Source organism: Bradyrhizobium sp. IC3123, from assembly GCF_020193625.1.
GTDB classification, from domain to species: domain Bacteria; phylum Pseudomonadota; class Alphaproteobacteria; order Rhizobiales; family Xanthobacteraceae; genus Bradyrhizobium; species Bradyrhizobium yuanmingense.
In genome coordinates this window covers 679,034-695,731 of record NZ_JADYVF010000002.1, presented here as the reverse complement: position 1 = coordinate 695,731, position 16,698 = coordinate 679,034, and the positions used below count along the sequence as shown (strand labels likewise).

Sequence of the window (16,698 nt, the reverse complement as noted above, 5' to 3'; positions counted from 1 at the left end):
CCGCATTTGCGAACCGGGGTCTCGCTGTAGCGTCGCGGCAGGCGCGGCGCAAGCTTACTCGGCGGCTTCCTTGACGCTGCCGTGCTCGGGCGTCTCCTCGCCTTCGTCGTCCGAACGGCCCCAGGTCGAGAACCAGTTGTTGAGCTTGTCGAGGTAGAGATAGACGACCGGCGTGGTGAACAGCGTCAGCGCCTGGCTGACGATCAGGCCGCCGACCATGGCGTAGCCGAGCGGCTGGCGGATTTCGGCGCCGGTGCCGTGGCCGAGCATGAGGGGCACGCCGCCGAGCAGGGCCGCCATCGTCGTCATCATGATCGGGCGGAAGCGCAGCAGTGCGGCCTGGCGGATCGATTCCTCCGGCGTCTTGTGCTCGTCGCGCTCGGCGGCAATCGCGAAGTCCACCATCATGATGCCGTTCTTCTTCACGATGCCGATCAGGAGGATGATGCCGATCAGCGCGATCAGGCTGAAGTCGAATCCGGCCGCCATCAGGATCGCGAGCGCGCCGACGCCGGCCGAGGGTAGCGTCGACAGAATCGTGATCGGATGGATGTAGCTCTCGTAGAGAATGCCAAGGATCAGATAGACCACGACCAGCGCGGCGAGGATCAGGAGCGGCACGGTGCCGAGCGATTGCTGGAATGCCTGCGCGGTGCCCTGGAAGCTCGAATTCAGCGTGGGCGGCGTCCCGAGCTCCGCCATCGCCTTCTGCACGGCCTCGGTGGCCTGGCCGAGCGCGACGCCTTGCGCGAGATTGAAGCTGATCGTGATCGACGGGAACTGGCCTTGATGGCTGATCGAGAGCGGGCGGACCGGATCGGTGGTCCAGCTCGCGAAGGTCGACAGCGGCACCTGGTCGCCGGTCAGCGGCGATTTCACGTAGAGCTTGTTTAGCGTCTCGAGATCGCCCTGCATCTCCGGCAGGACTTCCAGGATCACCTTGTAGGTGTTGAGCTGCGTGAAATATTGCGTGACCTGCCGCTGTCCGAAGGAATCATACAGCGTATCGTCGATCAGCTGGGGCTGGATGCCGTAGCGGGCGGCGGTGTCGCGGTTGATCTTGAGCTGGACCGTTGTGCCCTGCGTCTGCTGGTCGGTCGCGACGTCGCGCAGCTCCGGCAGTGTCTGCATCTTGCCAAGGATCTTCGGCGCCCATTCGTTCAGCTCGTCCAGATTGGCGTCTTGCAGCGTGAATTCGAACTGAGTGCGCGTGGGTCGACCGCCGAGCCGCACGTCCTGGGCCGCCTGCATGTAGAGGCGGGCGCCCTGGACCTTGTCGAACTGCGGACGCAGACGCGCGATGATCTGCTGGGCCGAAGCGTCACGCTCATTGCGCGGCTTCAGCGTGATGAACAGGTTGCCGTTGTTGCCGGCACGGCCGCTGCCGCCGATCGACATGGCAACGCTGGCAACGTCGGGATCGGCCAGGATGATCTTGCCGAGTTGCTCCTGGCGTCTCACCATCTCCTTGAACGAGATGTCCTGCGAGGCTTCGGACGTGGCCGTGATCAGGCCGACGTCCTGCTGCGGGAAGAATCCCTTGGGGATCAGCACGAACAGGTAGATCGACAGGCCGAGCGTGACGAAGAAGATCGCGAGCGTGGTGCGCCGCCAGGCGAGGGCGTGATCGAGTACATATTCGTAGCCGCGCAGCATCGCGTCGAAGGCGCGCTCGCTCCATTGATAGAAGCGGCCGTGCTGCACCTCACCATGGGCACGCAGGAAGCGTGAGGCCATCATCGGTGTCAGCGTCAGCGATACGAACATCGAAACGAAGATCGTCATCGCCAGCACCACGGCGAATTCGCGGAACAGGCGCCCGATAATGCCGCCCATCAGGAGCAGCGGGATCAGCACCGCGACCAGCGAGATGCTGATGGAGACGATCGTGAAGCCGATTTCCTTGGAGCCCTTGAAGGCGGCCTCCATCGGCGAGTCGCCTTCCTCGATGTAGCGCGTGATGTTCTCGAGCATTACGATGGCGTCGTCGACCACGAAACCGACCGCGATGGTGAGCGCCATCAGCGACAGATTGTCGAGCGAATAGCCGACCGGCCACATCAGGGCGCACGCGCCCAGCAGCGCCAGCGGGACCGTGACGGTAGGAATGACCGTCGCCCAGAAGCTGCGCAGGAAGATGAAGATGACCATGACCACGAGCACAATGGTCAAGAGCAGCGTGAACTGGACGTCCTCGACCGCGGCACGGATGGTCGCGGTGCGGTCGCTGATGAGCTCGATCTTGATCGCGGGCGGGATCGCCGCCACGAGACGAGGGAGGGTCGCCTTGATCCTGTCGACGGTTTCGATGACGTTGGCGCCGGGCTGCTTGAAGATCACCAGGAACACGCCGCGCTTGCCGTTGGCCCACGCCGCCTGCTTGGCGTCTTCGGCAGCGGTGACCGCTTGGCCGATATCGCGGATTCGCAACGGAGCGCCGTTGCGATAGGCGATGATGACGTCGTTCCAGTCCTTCGCCTGGGTGAGCTGGTCGTTGGCGTAGATCGTATAGGCCCGCTTCTCGCCGTCGATATTGCCCTTGGGGCTGTCGACTGTGGTGATCGCGATCTGGCTGCGGATGTCCTCCATCGACAAGCCCTTGGCGACCAGCTTTGCGGGATCGACCTGAATGCGGATCGAGGGTTTCTGCTGGCCGCCGATGAAGACCTGGGCGACGCCCGAGAGCTGGCTGATCTGCTGGGCGAGCTGGGTGTCGACGGCATCGCTGACGCTGGTGAGCGGCAGCGTCTCCGACGTCGCCGACAGTAGCAGGATCGGCGCATCGGCGGGGTTGACCTTGCGGTAGGTCGGGGGCGACGGCAGGTTCCTCGGCAACTGGCCGCTGGCCGCGTTGATGGCACCCTGTACGTCGTTGGCGGCGCCATCGATGTTGCGGTTGAGGTCGAATTGGATGGTGATCGACGCCGTGCCCAGATAGCTCGTCGAGGTCATCTGCGCGATGCCAGGAATCTGGGCGAATTGCCGCTCGAGCGGCTGCGCCACCGACGAAGCCATGGTCTCGGGGCTGCCGCCGGGCAAATTGGCGGTGACCTGAATGGTCGGAAAGTCCACCTGCGGCAGGGGCGCGACCGGGAGCAGGGGATAGGCGACCAGGCCGACGAAGAGAATGCCGGCCATCAGCAGCGAGGTGCCGATGGGATATCGGATGAAAGGCGCCGAAATCCCGCCCCCGATCATTGCTGTCGAACCTTGTTCTGGGTCGGATCCGAGCTTGCTACCGCCGTCGACACCAGGCTTCCGGGCTGCACCTTGAACTGTCCGCCGACGATCACCTGCTGACCGGGGCTCAACCCTTCCTCGATGACCGAATGACCGTCGATGCCATAGCTGACCTTGATCTTGTGCAGTTCGGCCTTGTTGTCCTGGTTGACCGTATAGGCATAGAGTCCGTTGGTGGAGCGCTGGACCGCGTCATCCGGAACGACCGTCGCATCCTTCAGCGTTCGCACCAGGAGCCGCGTCGAGACCGATTGCCCCGGCCACAGCGTTCTTTCCTTGTTGTCGAACACCGCCTTGAGCCGGATCGTGCCGCTGGTCGCGTCGACCTGGTTGTTGATCACCGCGAGCTTGCCCTCGGCCAGCGTTCTCTTGCCGTCGGTGGTGAAGGCGATCACCTTGAGCGCGCCGGCCTTCTGGCCCTCGCTGATATAGGGGAGCTGGTCTTCCGGCGCGGTGAAGATCACGGCGATCGGCTCGACCTGCGAGATCGTGACGATGGCAGTCTGCGACGAAGCGTTGACGATGTTGCCGACGTCGACCTGACGCAGGCCTGCCACGCCGGTGATCGGCGCCTTGATTTGGGTGTAATCGAGCTGGGTCTGGGCGTTGGAGATCGCGGCATCGTCGGCGGCGATCTGGGCGGTGAGCTGAGCGACGGTGGAGCGCTGTGTGTCGACGCGCTGGGCGGTGGCGAATTCGCCGAGCTTCGTGGCGCGCTGGAGCTCGAGATTGGCGTTGGCGAGACTGGCCTCGTCCTGCGCCTTCTTGGCCTTGGCCTGGTCAAGCGTGGCCTGATAGGGGCGGGGATCGATCGAAACCAGGAGATCGCCCTGCTTGACGATCTGGCCTTCCCTAAATTCGAGCCTGTCGATCTGGCCATCCACACGGCTTCGGACCTGGACCGTGTTAAAGCCCTGAACCGTGCCGAGACCAGTGAGATAGACCGGAAAGTCGGTCTTCTGAACCGGCGCAACGCTGACCGGGACGGCGGAGGGGCGAGGCGGGCCTTTTTGTGCGGTCTGGGTTTTTCCAGCCTCGGACGTGCCGAATTTCTGCCAACCATAATAGCCCGCAGAAGCCACGGCCGCGATGATCAGAAGCCAAAGGATCGGCCGGGACTTGTTCATGTCGTCTCGTGTCGGCTCGTATGCCCTCGGCTATGAATATCGGGGCAATCGTACGGTTCCAGCATGATGTATAATACACGCCAACTTCCAGAGTAAACAGCACTATCGGGTGAGAATCCTAAACAATTGGAAAGCTTTGCACCGTGTAGGCAGCTCGTTGGCGCGGCGACGTGCAATGCCGCGTTTTCCCGCCGCGATCGGCCGGCGTGCAAGTCTTGCGCAGCACGCGGAGCAGTGTGCTCGGGACCGATCGGCCCCGCGCCGCGCTGCCTTTCGGATCTGCCGCAAGAACGTTCTAAGTCGCCTCGTAGCCGTTTCGGTTACCATGGATTTCGGCATCGTCCATTTCGGCGCCGCAGCGACGGAGCAAAGCATGGACGAGCTGAACGGCAAGCTGATCGCGTGCCAGATGCTGATCGAGGGATTGATCGCGCGTGTCACCAACGAGCAGCGCGATCCCTTGTGCTTCCTCACCGACTTTCGCGACGAGATCAAAGCCGTTGTCAACGGCGCCAACATCGCCGGCATGGACAGCACCGATCGCGTGCGCGCCGTTGCGAAGACCGTCGACGAGTTGCTGTGGCTGATGAAACCCAGAGCGGCGATCGAGTGGCCAGCAATCGATTTGCGTTAGGACGCATCCTTCGCTCAGAGAGCGGGGCAGTTTAGAATCGTTTTGATCTTGATCTATTCAAGGGTTCTCGCGAACGGCACGCATTGACCCGCAATTGTGTGGCCGATACCAACAGGCGACATTCGTTCGACGCGTGTGAACGACAGGAATTGGAGGGCCTTGTGCTCTATCCTCCAGCACCTCTCGTCGCCCCCGTGACCAGGGGGACGCGGGTTGCGTCTTTCTTCTGGCTTCAGAGCATGATACGGGACGATCAAGCCCGGAGCATGATCTATGGCCTCGACACCGCGATACAGGCGCTGGTGGAACGGCTCGGGCGTGACGATCCCGAAACGGTCAAATTGACGGGTATCTATCACAATCTCATTCGCTACTGGGCCGAAGTATGAAGACCATCTCCTTTCAAGCAAGCCTTGCCGCAGCCTTGATGCTGGCGTCTGCCTGGCTCGCATCCCCCGTTTCCGCCCAGACGCAGAGCCCGCCGGCACCGGCCCCATCGACGGCTCAGCCGTCCGCTGCCGGGACCGTCCCCCCGGCAGCTGCGCCTGCGGCCTCGACGGCTCCCGCCGTCGTGGGCGCCGCCCCGGTGGCCGCCAATCCCGCGGGTGCGAAGCCCGAGGCTGCGGCCATGAAGGAATTGTCGCCCTGGGTGATGTTCATGTCGGCGGACGTCATCGTGAAGGCGGTGATGATCGGGCTCGCCTTCGCTTCGCTGATGACCTGGACCGTCTTCATCGCCAAGTCGATCGAGCTGTCGGTCGCCTCCGGCAAGCTGCGTGCGGCGTTGAAGAAGATTGCGGAGGCGCGCTCGCTTGCCGAAGCGCAGATGGCGCTCGGCACCAAGGAGGGCATCCTGCCGTCGTTCCTTGCGGCGGCGTTGCGCGAAGCGCGGATGTCGGCTGGCCTGTCCAGCGATGCCGGCATCAAGGAACGCGCCGCCTCGAGCTTTTCCGAGATCGTGCGCGCGGAGCAACGGCGCATCCGGATCGGCATGGGCGTGCTCGCGACCATCGGCTCGACCTCGCCCTTCGTCGGCCTGTTCGGCACGGTCTGGGGCATCATGAACAGCTTCATCGGCATCTCGAAGTCGCAGACCACGAACCTCGCCGTGGTCGCGCCCGGCATCGCCGAGGCGCTGCTCGCCACCGCGATCGGCCTCGTCGCCGCCATTCCCGCCGTCATCATCTACAACCACTTCTCGCGCGTGACGAAAGGCTATCTCGAGCTCGTCAGCCGCGCCTCGGGCGCGGCGGGGCGACTGCTGTCGCGTGATCTCGACCGCAGCCACGGCAGCGTGCATTCGCGCGCGGCGGAGTAGACCATGGCCGTTTCGCTTGCTGACAATGATGACGACGACGATTTCTCGGAAACGCATGACATCAACGTCACGCCGTTCATCGACGTCATCCTGGTGCTGCTGATCATCTTCATGGTCGCCGCGCCGCTGTCCACGGTCGACCTGCCGATCGATCTGCCGACGTCGAGTGCGACGCCGCAGAAGAAGCCGGACAAGCCGACCTATCTCAGCATCAAGCCCGATCTGACGCTCGCGATCGGGGAGAACGCCGTTCACCGGGCCGAGTTGATCGGAACCCTCGACGGCCTTTCCGAGATGAGCAAGGACAAGTACGTTTTCCTGCGCGCTGATCGCTCGGTGCCCTATGGCGAGTTGATGGGCGTGATGGAGCTCTTGCGCTCGGGCGGCTATACGCGGGTGAAGCTGGTCGCGCTGGAAGGCGCACCGGGGGCGCCTGTGGCAGGCGCCGCCCAGCCTTAAGAAGACGGAACGATGGCGGACGAACCGAGACCATCCCGGAAGCTCTGGATCCTGGCGGCGGCGGCCGCGCTCGCCCTGCATCTCGGCGGTGCTGCGCTCGCGCTGGCGCATTTGCACGGCGACGACGACGGCGATGGTCTCGGCGCAGCCGGAGCCGAGTTCGCCGTCGAGATGGCTTCGCCGGAGGCTCAGGAATCCGATTTGCCGACCGGACCAAACGACTCCGCGGCACAAGAGGAGCGCCCGGAGCTTCCGGAGCAGAAGGCCGAACTGAAGGAGACGGAACTTCCTCAAGATCGACCGCAAGAGGCCGAGGATCCCGATCGCATTGTCAGCGAAAAGGTTGCGAAGAAGGAGCAGGACGACGACCCGAAGGCGGCTGCCGTTGAAACGCCCGCCATGGAGGCTGCCCCAAAGCAGGTTGATATGGCCCGGCAAACGTTCGAGGACGCAACGCGCGAGGCCGAAAAGGCCCTGGCGCCGGTGGTTGGGCTCGGCAAGGACATCCTGAAGATCACGGTGGACTGGAACAAGAAAATCAGTGCGCGTATCAAGCAGCACCAGATCAATCCGGAAGGCAGAGAGAACGCCAATCAGAAGGTCACGGTGAGTTTCGCGCTCAACCGAAAGGGAAATGTGGTCTCGGTCGACGTGATCGCGTCGTCCGGCGACGCCGCCTACGATGCAGCTGCGATCTCGATGGTTCGCAAGGCGGATCCTTTCGAGCCGCCTCCGGTTCAACTGACCGAGGAGCGTTTCGAGCGCACCCTCGAGATCAGCTTCGCCCCTGAGAAATCGAAGAAGACCGCCAACAAGAAGTCGGCTCAACGCCAGTAGAGCCGGATCCCGACATAGACCACCACCAGGCAGGCGAAGATCAGCGCCACGGGCAGGGGCCGTTTCTGGGCTCCGCTGGCCGCGCCTGTCCCAAAGAAACCAGCGCTTTTCGGCTTCGGCGCCGGGCGCCGGAAAGCGGTAACATTATCCGCTGCCGGCTCGGCCTCGCGCGGACGCACGTCGGGCGGCGTTCCAGCGCCACCCATCTCGACGTAATAGGCCTTGTAGATCGCACCGATGGTGGCCTCGGTGGCTTCGCCTTCGCTCATCTGCGCCAGCAGGTTCCTGTAGCTGCTCAGGAACTCCTGGGCCTCCGGAGGCAGCGCGGACGCCCCGTTGAGCTTAGCCATCATCTTCCAGGTGGCAAAATCGGCGCGGGCGCGGGTGTCGGCGCGTCGCGCGATCAGCATATCGGCAGCTTTGACCAAGTCGGCCTCTGGCCTTTCGGCTCGTGTTCGGGTGTTCCGGTTCAACTACGCATTGCCGGTCAGGAAGAGAACAGCCTGAATCACATAACCGGTCAACGTCCGCAGTATTGCTGAAATAACATCAAGATTTAGACCTAACTGCGAGCCCGCCAGCGGCAGCAGGATCAAGAGCCCGATCAGGATCAACATACCGAACGGCTCGAGCCGGGCGAGCGGCAAGGCCAGGGGGCGCGGCAGCAGCCCGACCGCGACGCGGCCGCCGTCCAGCGGCGGGATCGGCATCATGTTGAAGACGGCCAGCGCCGCGTTGAGCCGGATCGCATTCCAGATGTTGTCGAAGATCCATCGCGCCGAGCTGGCTGGAGCCCAGGGCAGGGCGTGAAGCGCGAGGGCCGCGATTAGCGCCAGCAGGATGTTGGTCGCGGGGCCGGCGAGGGCCACCCAGACCATGTCGAGCCTGGGGTGGTGGAGCTTGCGGTAATTGACGGGCACCGGCTTGGCATAACCGAACAAGAACGGCGAATGCGCGAACACGAGCATCGCCGGCAGGATGACGGTGCCGAACGGGTCGATATGACGGAACGGGTTGAAGCTGACGCGGCCGAGTTGCCAGGCTGTGTTGTCGCCAAAGCGGTACGCGACGAAGGCGTGCGCGGCTTCATGAAAGGTGATGGCGATCAGGACCGGGACGACCCAGACGGAAATGTCATAGAAGGAAATGTTCACGGCTCGTCTGTCCCGGTTTGCAGGCGGCCTTGCAGCCGTCCCGGTCGACCGGCGGTGCAGCAACGCTCGAGCTGAAGATAGGGTGGCCGGTGCCGGAATGCCACGCGGCCAGTGATTGGCCGATCGATCCCCCCTTGCGGCCGTGTCACGTCGGGATGGTCGTCTGATATTGCACCAGACCGTCATCAAGCTTCACCCAGGCGAGCTTCTCGCTCACCCAGATGTGCTCGGTCGGGGCGAAGGCATTGCGATCGTCGAAAGTGGCGAGCGCCACGCCCGCGAGCGTGCCGTTGCGCCGCCAGGCGAACAGGCGCGTGCCGCACTGCTTGCAGAACACGCGGTCGATGTGCTCGGACGAGGCATAGCGTGCAGTCTCGCCCTCGACGCTGAGCGCGCGCTGGTCGAACTGGGCGCGGGCGAAGTAGGGCGAGCCCATCGCCTTCTGGCAGATGCGGCAATGGCAGATGCGGACGTTGAGCGGCTCGCCCTCCGCCTTGAAACGCACCGCGCCGCACAGGCAACCACCTTCCCGGATCATGATGTCCTCAATAGGTCGCCCGCCCACCGGAAATATCAAACACCGCGCCGGTCGAGAACGCGCAGTCCTCCGACGCAAGCCAGCTCACCATCGCGGCGAGTTCCTCCACCAGCACGAAGCGGCCCTTCGGGATCTTCGACAGCATGAAGTCGATATGCTGCTGCGTCATCTGGTCGAAGATCGCCGTCTTCGCCGCGGCCGGCGTCACCGCGTTGACGAGGATGTCGTGGCCGGCGAGCTCCTTGCCGAGCGACTTCGTCAGCGCGATCAGGCCGGCCTTGGACGCCGAATAATGCGCGGCGTTCGGGTTGCCTTCCTTGCCTGCGATCGAGGCGATGTTCACGATCCGCCCGTATTTCTGCTTGAGCATTTCGGGCACGATCGCCTTGGAGACGATGAAGGGGCCGTCGAGGTTGATGCGCAGAACTTTCCGCCATTCCTCCAGGTCCGTCTCCCACACCGGCTTGTTGACCCCGGCGATGCCGGCGTTGTTGACGAGAATGTCGATCTTGCCGAAGGCCTTGAGCGTCGCATCGCGTGCCTGCTCGACGGCCGCCGTGTCGGTGACGTCGACCTTGAAGACATTCGTTTCGCCGCCGATCTCCTTTGCCGTCTTCTCGGCCAGCGCGGCGTCAAAGTCCCAGATCGCGACCTTGGCGCCGGAGGCGACGAAGCGCTCGGTGATGGCGCGGCCAAAGCCCTGCGCGCCGCCGGTGACGATAGCGATGCGGCTGTTGAGATCGATCTTGTTCATGCCGGAGGCCTTCCTGCGTCAGAGCATGTAGCCGCCGTCGACGACGAGATCGACGCCGGTGGTGAAGGCGCTCTCGTCGCTGCCGAGATAGACCGCCATCGCGGCGATCTCCTCGGCGGTGCCGAGCCGGCCCATCTTCTGGCGCGAGATGAACATCTCCTTGCCCTGCGGGCCCTGGGCTGCCGCGCGGTCGAGCATCGAAGGCGTCTCGACGGTGCCGGGACAGATCGAATTGCAGCGGATGCCCTTGGTGATGAAGTCGAGCGCGACCGCGCGGGACAGCAGCGACACCGCCGCTTTGGACGAGCTGTAGACGTAGCGGTTCGCCGGCGGCCTCAAAGCCGCGCAGGACGAGATGTTGACGATGCTGCCGCCGCCGCCGGCGATCATGTCGGGCAGGAAAGCCTTGATGGTCCGGTGCATCGACTTGACGTTGAGATCGAACGAGAAGTCAAAGTCCTCTTCCGAACATTCCAGGATGGTGCCGTGGTGCACGAAGCCGGCGGCGTTGAGCAGGATGTCGATCTTGCCGACGCGCTTGGCGAAGGCGTTGACGTCGGCGGTGTTGCGGACGTCGAGCTTTGCGACCTCGGCGATGCCTTCCTTCGTCAGGCTCGCGATGCCGGCCTCCTTGATGTCGGTGGCGATGACGGTTGCGCCTTCACGCGCGAACGCGATGGCGCAAGCGCGCCCAATGCCTGCCGCGGCAGCCGTGACGACGGCGCGCTTTCCCTTTAGGCGGTCTGCCATGTTGTTTCTCCTGCGAATTTTCCTTCGTCATTCCGGGGCGCGCCTCTTGGCGCGAACCCGGAATCCATCGCGCCACAGCGCCGGTGGATGAATGGATTCCGGGCTCGCGACTGCGTCGCGCCCCGGAATGACCGTGTCAGTGATTGTCCCGCGCCACACCGAACGTGCCAGCGACGTTCTGATACCTTGTGGCGAGCTCCATGCAGGCGCCGGTCGATTGCTGGCCGACGGTGTTGCGATAGATCTCCTGCCACGGCGTCTGGTTCGGCGGATGCTTGAAGCCGCCGCTGGCCTTGAGCTCGGCATGGCGCTTCTTCAGCTCCTCGTCCGAGATCAGGATGTTGGCGCTGCCCTTGTTGAGGTCGATGCGGACCTTGTCGCCGGTCTTGAGGACGGCAAGCCCGCCATTGGCGGCCGCTTCAGGCGAGGCGTTGAGGATCGAGGGCGAGCCAGAAGTGCCGGACTGGCGACCGTCGCCGATGCAGGGCAGGGACAGGATGCCGCGTTTGATCAGCGCCGCCGGCGGCTGCATGTTCACAACCTCGGCGCCACCGGGGTAGCCGATCGGGCCGGTGCCGCGGATGAACAGCACGCAGCGCTCGTCGATGTCGAGCGAGGGATCGTCGATCCGCTCGTGATAATCCTCCGGCCCCTCGAACACGATGGCGCGGCCCTCGAAGGCATTGAGGTCCTTCGGGTTGCTGAGGTAGCGGTCGCGGAATTCCTTGGAGATCACGCTTGTCTTCATGATCGCGGAATCGAACAGATTGCCCTTCAGCACCAGGAAGCCGGCGTCCTTCACCAGCGGCTTGTCGTAAGCCCAGATCACGTCGTTGTCGGGAGCGGGCGCGTTCTTGCAGTTCTCGCCGATGCCGCGGCCGTTGACCGTGACCGCGTCCTCATGGATGCGCTTGTGCTTCATCAATTCGCGCACCACCGCGGGCACGCCGCCGGCGCGGTGAAATTCCTCGCCGAGATAGAAGCCGGCCGGCTGCATGTTGACCAGGAGCGGCACGTCGTGGCCGAACTTCTGCCAGTCCTCGATCGACAGCTCGACGCCGATATGGCGGGCGAGGGCGTTGATGTGGATCGGCGCGTTGGTCGAGCCGCCGATCGCCGAATTGATCACGATGCAGTTCTCGAACGCCTTGCGGGTCAGGATATCGGAAGGCTTCAAATCCTCCCAGACCATCTCGACGATGCGTTTTCCGGTCTCGTAAGCGATCTGGCCGCGCTCGCGATAGGGCGCCGGGATCGCCGCGCAGCCCGGCAGCGAGAAGCCGAGCGCTTCGGCAAGCCCGTTCATGGTCGAGGCCGTCCCCATGGTGTTGCAATGGCCGACCGAGGGCGCCGAGGAGGCCACGATCTCCATGAACTCTTCATAGTCGATCTCGCCGGCCGCGAGCCGCTCGCGCGATTTCCAGACGATGGTGCCGGAGCCGGTGCGCTCGCCATTGTGCCAGCCGTTCAGCATCGGGCCGCCCGACAGCACGATCGCGGGCAGGTTCACCGTCGCCGCCGCCATCATGCAGGCCGGCGTGGTCTTGTCGCAGCCGGTGGTCAGCACCACGCCGTCGAGCGGATAGCCGTAGAGAATTTCGACGAGGCCGAGATAAGCGAGGTTACGGTCGAGCGCCGCGGTCGGTCGCTTGCCGGTCTCCTGAATGGGATGGGTCGGGAATTCCATCGCGATGCCGCCGGCCTCGCGGATGCCTTCGCGGACGCGGTGCGCGAGCTCGAGATGATGGCGGTTGCAGGGGGACAGATCGTTGCCGGTCTGGGCGATGCCGATGATCGGCTTGCCGGATTGCAGCTCGGCGCGGGTGAGGCCGTAATTCAGGTAACGCTCCATGTAGAGCGCGGTCATGCCCGGATTGTGCGGGTTGTTGAACCATTCCTGCGAGCGAAGATGGCGGCGGGTACCGTTGCTGCCGGCGGCATGCCCGTTGGTTGGTTTCTTTGTCATTGGTTTCTCCTGCAATGCAAACGCGACTACCGTCCGTCTCATGGTGTCGGCATGTGCGGTGCCCAACGGCGCGCGCGATGATCTGCCTTCCCGCTGGCGGGTCGTTTCCTCACGATTCCGATACTAGTCGTGGCTGCTTGGTAACGCTATCATTTTGTTCGCCGCGCCCGCGCCTGATACGGCTGGCCTGCTGTCCGAACGTCGCGCCGACGAGCTTTGCCGCTCGATCACCTTGAAGCCGAGATCGAGCACCGGCTGCTCCGGGCGGCGGCCCTCGATCGCGTCGATCAGCATGGTGGCGGCCGTCTTGCCCATCTCATAGCGGTTGGTGCGGACGCTGGTGAGGGTGGGGACGGCGGCGGCCATGAATTCGAGATCGTTGAAGCCGACGATCGCGATCTGCCCGGGGACTGCGATCTCCCGGCGCCGGCATTCGAACAGCACGCCGAGCGCGAGGTCGTCGTTGGCGCAGAATACCGCATCGATGTCCGGCTCGCGCGCCAGCAGATCGGTGAACAGGGCGCCGCCGAGCGTCACCGAGGTCGGCGTCGCCGTCGTGACCACCAGGCGCTGGTCGAACGATCCGGCGTCCCTCATGGCCGAGACATATCCGTCCAGCCGCCGCTGCACCCTGGGATCCATCCGCGCGCCGACGAAGCCGACCTTGCGGTGACCTTGCTCGAACAAGTGCGCGATCGCCCCGCGGGCCGCATCATAGTGCGAAAAGCCGATCATCATGTCGACCGGGTCCGGGCCGATCTCCATGATCTGCACGATCGGACAGTCCGCGGCCTGAAGCATCGCGCGCGACTCCGCGGTCTGGTCGATCCCGGTGACGATCAGCCCGGCCGGCTTCTGCGCCAGAAACAGACGCAGCAACTTCTCTTCCTGGAGAATGCTGTAGCGCGTGTTTGACAACTGGATCGAGTAGCGGCTGCCCTCGGAGGCGTCATAGATGCCGCGCAGCACGTCCGAGAACACGTTATTGGTGAGCGATGGGATCAGGACACCGATGACCTCGGTGCGTTGCGAGGCGAGGGCGCGCGCGGCAAGGTTGGGCACATAGCCGAGCTCCTTGGCGGCGCTCTCGACCCGCGTCCGCTTGGCGACCGACAGGGCCTCCGGATTGCGGAAAAAGCGCGACGCGGTAATCGGGCTGACGCCGGCGAGCTCGGCCACTTCGGCCAGCCGGATTTTGCCTGACTTGGTGCGTTTTCGACCCATCTGCTGCTCTTAACACAGTCAGTCCCGCAAACAAAGGAACGTTGACAGCGCTACCAGCAACGACTAACCAAAGACAAATTGCCAAAACCGCACAAACTACCGACAATGTTGCCCGCTAATATCGGGCCTGGTTCGGTAAAGTCCGAAAAACAAGACGGTCGCGGCGCGAGAGGCGCCGTGGACTTTCGAGGAGGGAGCTAGATGTCGTCTGTGCAAATCCGCGACGTGCGGAAATCGTTCGGCAATTTTGAAGTCCTGCACGGCGTGACGATTCCGATCGAGGACGGCCAGTTCGTCGTCCTGGTCGGCCCCTCCGGCTGCGGCAAGTCGACGCTTCTGCGCATGCTCGCCGGCCTCGAGAACATCACTTCCGGGACGATCTCGATCGGCGACCGCGTCGTCAACAATGTCCAGCCCAAGGAGCGGGACATTGCGATGGTCTTCCAGAACTACGCGCTCTATCCGCACATGACGGTCGCCGACAACATGGGCTTCTCGCTCAAGCTGCGGAATGCCAGCTCGGACGAGATCAACAAGCGCGTCAAGCGCGCCGCCGAGATCCTCGCGCTGTCGCCGCTGCTCGACCGCTATCCGCGACAGCTCTCCGGCGGTCAGCGCCAGCGCGTCGCCATGGGCCGCGCCATCGTGCGCGATCCGCAGGTGTTCCTGTTCGACGAGCCGTTGTCGAACCTGGACGCCAAGCTGCGCGTGGCCATGCGCACCGAGATCAAGGAGCTGCACCAGCGGCTGAAGACGACGACCGTCTACGTCACCCACGACCAGATCGAGGCCATGACCATGGCCGACAAGATCGTTGTCATGCATGACGGCATCGTCGAGCAGATGGGCACCCCGCTCGAGCTCTACGACAAGCCCGACAACCAGTTCGTCGCCGGCTTCATCGGCTCGCCTGCCATGAACTTCCTCAAAGGCCATGTGCGCGTCAACGGCGTTGCGAGCTTCGAAGGACCGAACGGCGTCAAGCTCCCGCTCAAGACCGCGCCCGCCAATTCCGACGGCCGTCCTGCGGTCTATGGCGTGCGGCCGGAGCACTTCACCATCGCCGATGACGGCGCCGAGGCCGAGATCATCGTCGTCGAGCCGACCGGCTCGGAGACGCAGGTGTTTGCCAAGCTCGGCGGCGAGCAGGTCGTCGCGGTCTTCCGCGAGCGTCACCAGTTCAATCCGGGCGACAAGGTGCGGCTGAAGCCCGAGCCATCGCTGGTCCATCTGTTCGACGATGCGACGGGCAAACGCATGAACGCCTAACGCATCAGACGACAAGGCATAAGACGACAAAAAGCATCACAGGGAGGACAACATGCAAGACTTTACCCGCCGGTCTCTGCTTCAAGGCGGCACCGCTTTGGCTGCGACCGGCATGCTGACGGGGCCGGCACTGTTCGACTTCGCCAAGGCCTGGGCGCAGAGCGCGCCCTGGAAGGCCGAGCCCGGCGCCAAGCTGACGGTGATGCGCTGGAAGCGCTTCGTGCCGGCGGAGGACGATGCGTTCAACGCGATGGTGGCGGCGTTCAAGGCCGCGACCGGCACCGAGATGAACACCTTCAGCGAGTCCTTCGAGGACGTGCAGCCGAAGGCCTCGGTTGCGGCCAACACCGGCTCCGGCCTCGATCTCGCCTGGGGTCTGCACACCCTGCCGCAGCTGTTCCCGACCAAAGTGCTGAAGATGAACGATGTCGCCGATTATCTCGGCAACAAGTACGGCGGCTGGACCGATGCGGCTGCCAAGACCTGCAAGCTCGGCAACGACTGGCTCGGCATTCCCGTCGCCACCAACGGCGGTTACATGACCTACCGCAAGTCGGCGCTCGACAAGGCTGGCTTCAAGGAATTCCCGAAGGACTTTCCCGGCTTCCTCGAGATGTGCAAGGCGCTCAAGGCCAACAATACGCCGGCCGGCTTTGCGCTCGGTCACGCCTCGGGCGACGGCAATTCCTGGCTGCACTGGGTGCTGTGGGGCCACGGTGCCTACACGGTCGACCAGAACGACAAGATCGTCATCAATTCGCCGGAGACGGCGAAGGCGCTGGAGTATTGCAAGGCGCTGTACGACAACTTCATTCCGGGCACGGCGTCCTGGAACGATTCCTCCAACAACAAGGCGTATCTCGCCGGCGAGCTCTATTGCACAGCGAACGGCATCTCGATCTACGTCGCCGCCAAGACCGATCCCAGCAAGAAGGAGCTCACCGAGGACACCTATCACGCGCTCTGGCCGGTCGGTCCTGTCGGCAAGCCGACCGAGCTGCAGCTGGCGCTGCCGATCCTCGCCTTCAACTTCACCAAATATCCGAATGCGGCAAAGGCCTTCGTCGCCTTCATGCTGGAGAAGGAGAACTACGAGAAGTGGCTGGCCGGCGCGCAGGGCTATCTGACGCAGACCCTGAACGCCTATGAATCGGCGCCGATCTGGACGGCCGATCCCAAGAACGCCGTGTTCTCGCAGGCCTCCAAGCGCACGCTGCCGGCGTCGGGCATCGGCACCGTCGGCGAGAAGGCGGCAACCGCGATCGCCGACTTCATCGTCGTCGACATGTTCGCCAATTACTGCACCGGCGCCAAGGATGCGAAGGGCGCGATGGCGGAAGCCGAGCGCCAGCTGAAGCGCATCTATCGCTGAACAGTCACGGAGCGGGCGCCTCTTGGGTCGCCCGCTCGTCAACATTTCGATCAGGG

General features: G+C 63.9%; 15 protein-coding genes and 1 pseudogene. 7 read left to right on the top strand and 9 right to left on the bottom strand.

The window, feature by feature from the left end; translation table 11 throughout:
- Window positions 1-54 precede the first annotated feature (54 nt).
- Window positions 55-3,198 (bottom strand): multidrug efflux RND transporter permease subunit, encoded by a 3,144-nt coding sequence (locus I6F20_RS08840; protein ID WP_225125806.1) that lies wholly within the window; start codon window positions 3,196-3,198, stop codon window positions 55-57.
- The gene (locus I6F20_RS08835; protein WP_225125804.1) at window positions 3,195-4,367 is read right to left on the bottom strand and encodes an efflux RND transporter periplasmic adaptor subunit; all 1,173 of its coding nucleotides are present in this window, start codon (window positions 4,365-4,367) and stop codon (window positions 3,195-3,197) included. The genes I6F20_RS08840 and I6F20_RS08835 overlap by 4 nt, the downstream gene beginning before the upstream one ends.
- Before the next feature lie 373 nt (window positions 4,368-4,740).
- Between I6F20_RS08835 and I6F20_RS08830 the strand changes: the two genes are divergently transcribed.
- The 5 genes and pseudogenes from I6F20_RS08830 (at window position 4,741) to I6F20_RS08810 (ending at window position 7,615) form a co-directional block, all read left to right on the top strand.
- Window positions 4,741-5,001, top strand: a complete 261-nt coding sequence (locus I6F20_RS08830) for a hypothetical protein (RefSeq protein ID WP_225125802.1) — start codon at window positions 4,741-4,743, stop codon at window positions 4,999-5,001.
- A 182-nt stretch (window positions 5,002-5,183) separates the two neighbouring features.
- Window positions 5,184-5,390, top strand: a pseudogene (locus tag I6F20_RS08825) (PKHD-type hydroxylase); the annotation flags it as partial.
- The gene (gene exbB / locus I6F20_RS08820; RefSeq protein WP_225112193.1) at window positions 5,387-6,319 is read left to right on the top strand and encodes a tonB-system energizer ExbB; all 933 of its coding nucleotides are present in this window, start codon (window positions 5,387-5,389) and stop codon (window positions 6,317-6,319) included. The pseudogene I6F20_RS08825 and the gene exbB, both read left to right, overlap by 4 nt.
- Window positions 6,320-6,322: 3 nt before the next feature.
- Window positions 6,323-6,778, top strand: coding sequence for a TonB system transport protein ExbD (gene exbD, locus I6F20_RS08815; protein ID WP_036001202.1), 456 nt, complete (start codon window positions 6,323-6,325; stop codon window positions 6,776-6,778).
- A gap of 12 nt (window positions 6,779-6,790) precedes the next feature.
- Window positions 6,791-7,615, top strand: a complete 825-nt coding sequence (locus I6F20_RS08810; RefSeq protein WP_036001198.1) for a TonB family protein — start codon at window positions 6,791-6,793, stop codon at window positions 7,613-7,615.
- Here I6F20_RS08810 and I6F20_RS08805 read toward each other — a convergent pair.
- The 7 genes from I6F20_RS08805 to gntR all read right to left on the bottom strand — a co-directional run bounded on the left by I6F20_RS08805 (window position 7,603) and on the right by gntR (window position 14,001).
- Window positions 7,603-8,025 carry a hypothetical protein gene (locus I6F20_RS08805; protein ID WP_036034307.1) on the bottom strand — a complete coding sequence of 141 codons (423 nt, stop codon included), beginning with the start codon at window positions 8,023-8,025 and terminating at the stop codon, window positions 7,603-7,605. The genes I6F20_RS08810 and I6F20_RS08805 overlap by 13 nt on opposite strands.
- A gap of 63 nt (window positions 8,026-8,088) precedes the next feature.
- Window positions 8,089-8,769 (bottom strand): site-2 protease family protein, encoded by a 681-nt coding sequence (locus tag I6F20_RS08800; RefSeq protein ID WP_225126017.1) that lies wholly within the window; start codon window positions 8,767-8,769, stop codon window positions 8,089-8,091.
- A gap of 145 nt (window positions 8,770-8,914) precedes the next feature.
- The gene (locus I6F20_RS08795) at window positions 8,915-9,307 is read right to left on the bottom strand and encodes a GFA family protein (protein WP_225125800.1); all 393 of its coding nucleotides are present in this window, start codon (window positions 9,305-9,307) and stop codon (window positions 8,915-8,917) included.
- Between the two features lie 7 nt (window positions 9,308-9,314).
- Complete coding sequence (locus tag I6F20_RS08790; protein WP_225125798.1) at window positions 9,315-10,061, bottom strand: SDR family NAD(P)-dependent oxidoreductase; 747 nt, start codon at window positions 10,059-10,061, stop codon at window positions 9,315-9,317.
- A gap of 18 nt (window positions 10,062-10,079) precedes the next feature.
- Window positions 10,080-10,811: an SDR family oxidoreductase gene (locus I6F20_RS08785; protein ID WP_225125796.1), complete on the bottom strand. Its 732-nt coding sequence runs from the start codon at window positions 10,809-10,811 to the stop codon at window positions 10,080-10,082.
- A gap of 136 nt (window positions 10,812-10,947) precedes the next feature.
- Entirely contained in the window at window positions 10,948-12,777 is a 1,830-nt protein-coding gene (locus tag I6F20_RS08780; RefSeq protein WP_036001184.1) for an IlvD/Edd family dehydratase, read from the bottom strand.
- 123 nt (window positions 12,778-12,900) lie between these two features.
- On the bottom strand, window positions 12,901-14,001 hold the full coding sequence (gntR, locus tag I6F20_RS08775) for an HTH-type transcriptional regulator GntR (protein ID WP_225125795.1): 1,101 nt from the start codon (window positions 13,999-14,001) through the stop codon (window positions 12,901-12,903).
- A 201-nt stretch (window positions 14,002-14,202) separates the two neighbouring features.
- On the opposite strand from gntR, the gene I6F20_RS08770 reads away from it, so the two are divergent.
- A complete protein-coding gene (locus I6F20_RS08770) occupies window positions 14,203-15,270 on the top strand; it encodes an ABC transporter ATP-binding protein (protein ID WP_036001178.1) in 1,068 nt (355 codons plus the stop codon).
- A gap of 52 nt (window positions 15,271-15,322) precedes the next feature.
- Window positions 15,323-16,642: an ABC transporter substrate-binding protein gene (locus I6F20_RS08765; protein WP_036022467.1), complete on the top strand. Its 1,320-nt coding sequence runs from the start codon at window positions 15,323-15,325 to the stop codon at window positions 16,640-16,642.
- Window positions 16,643-16,698 lie beyond the last annotated feature (56 nt).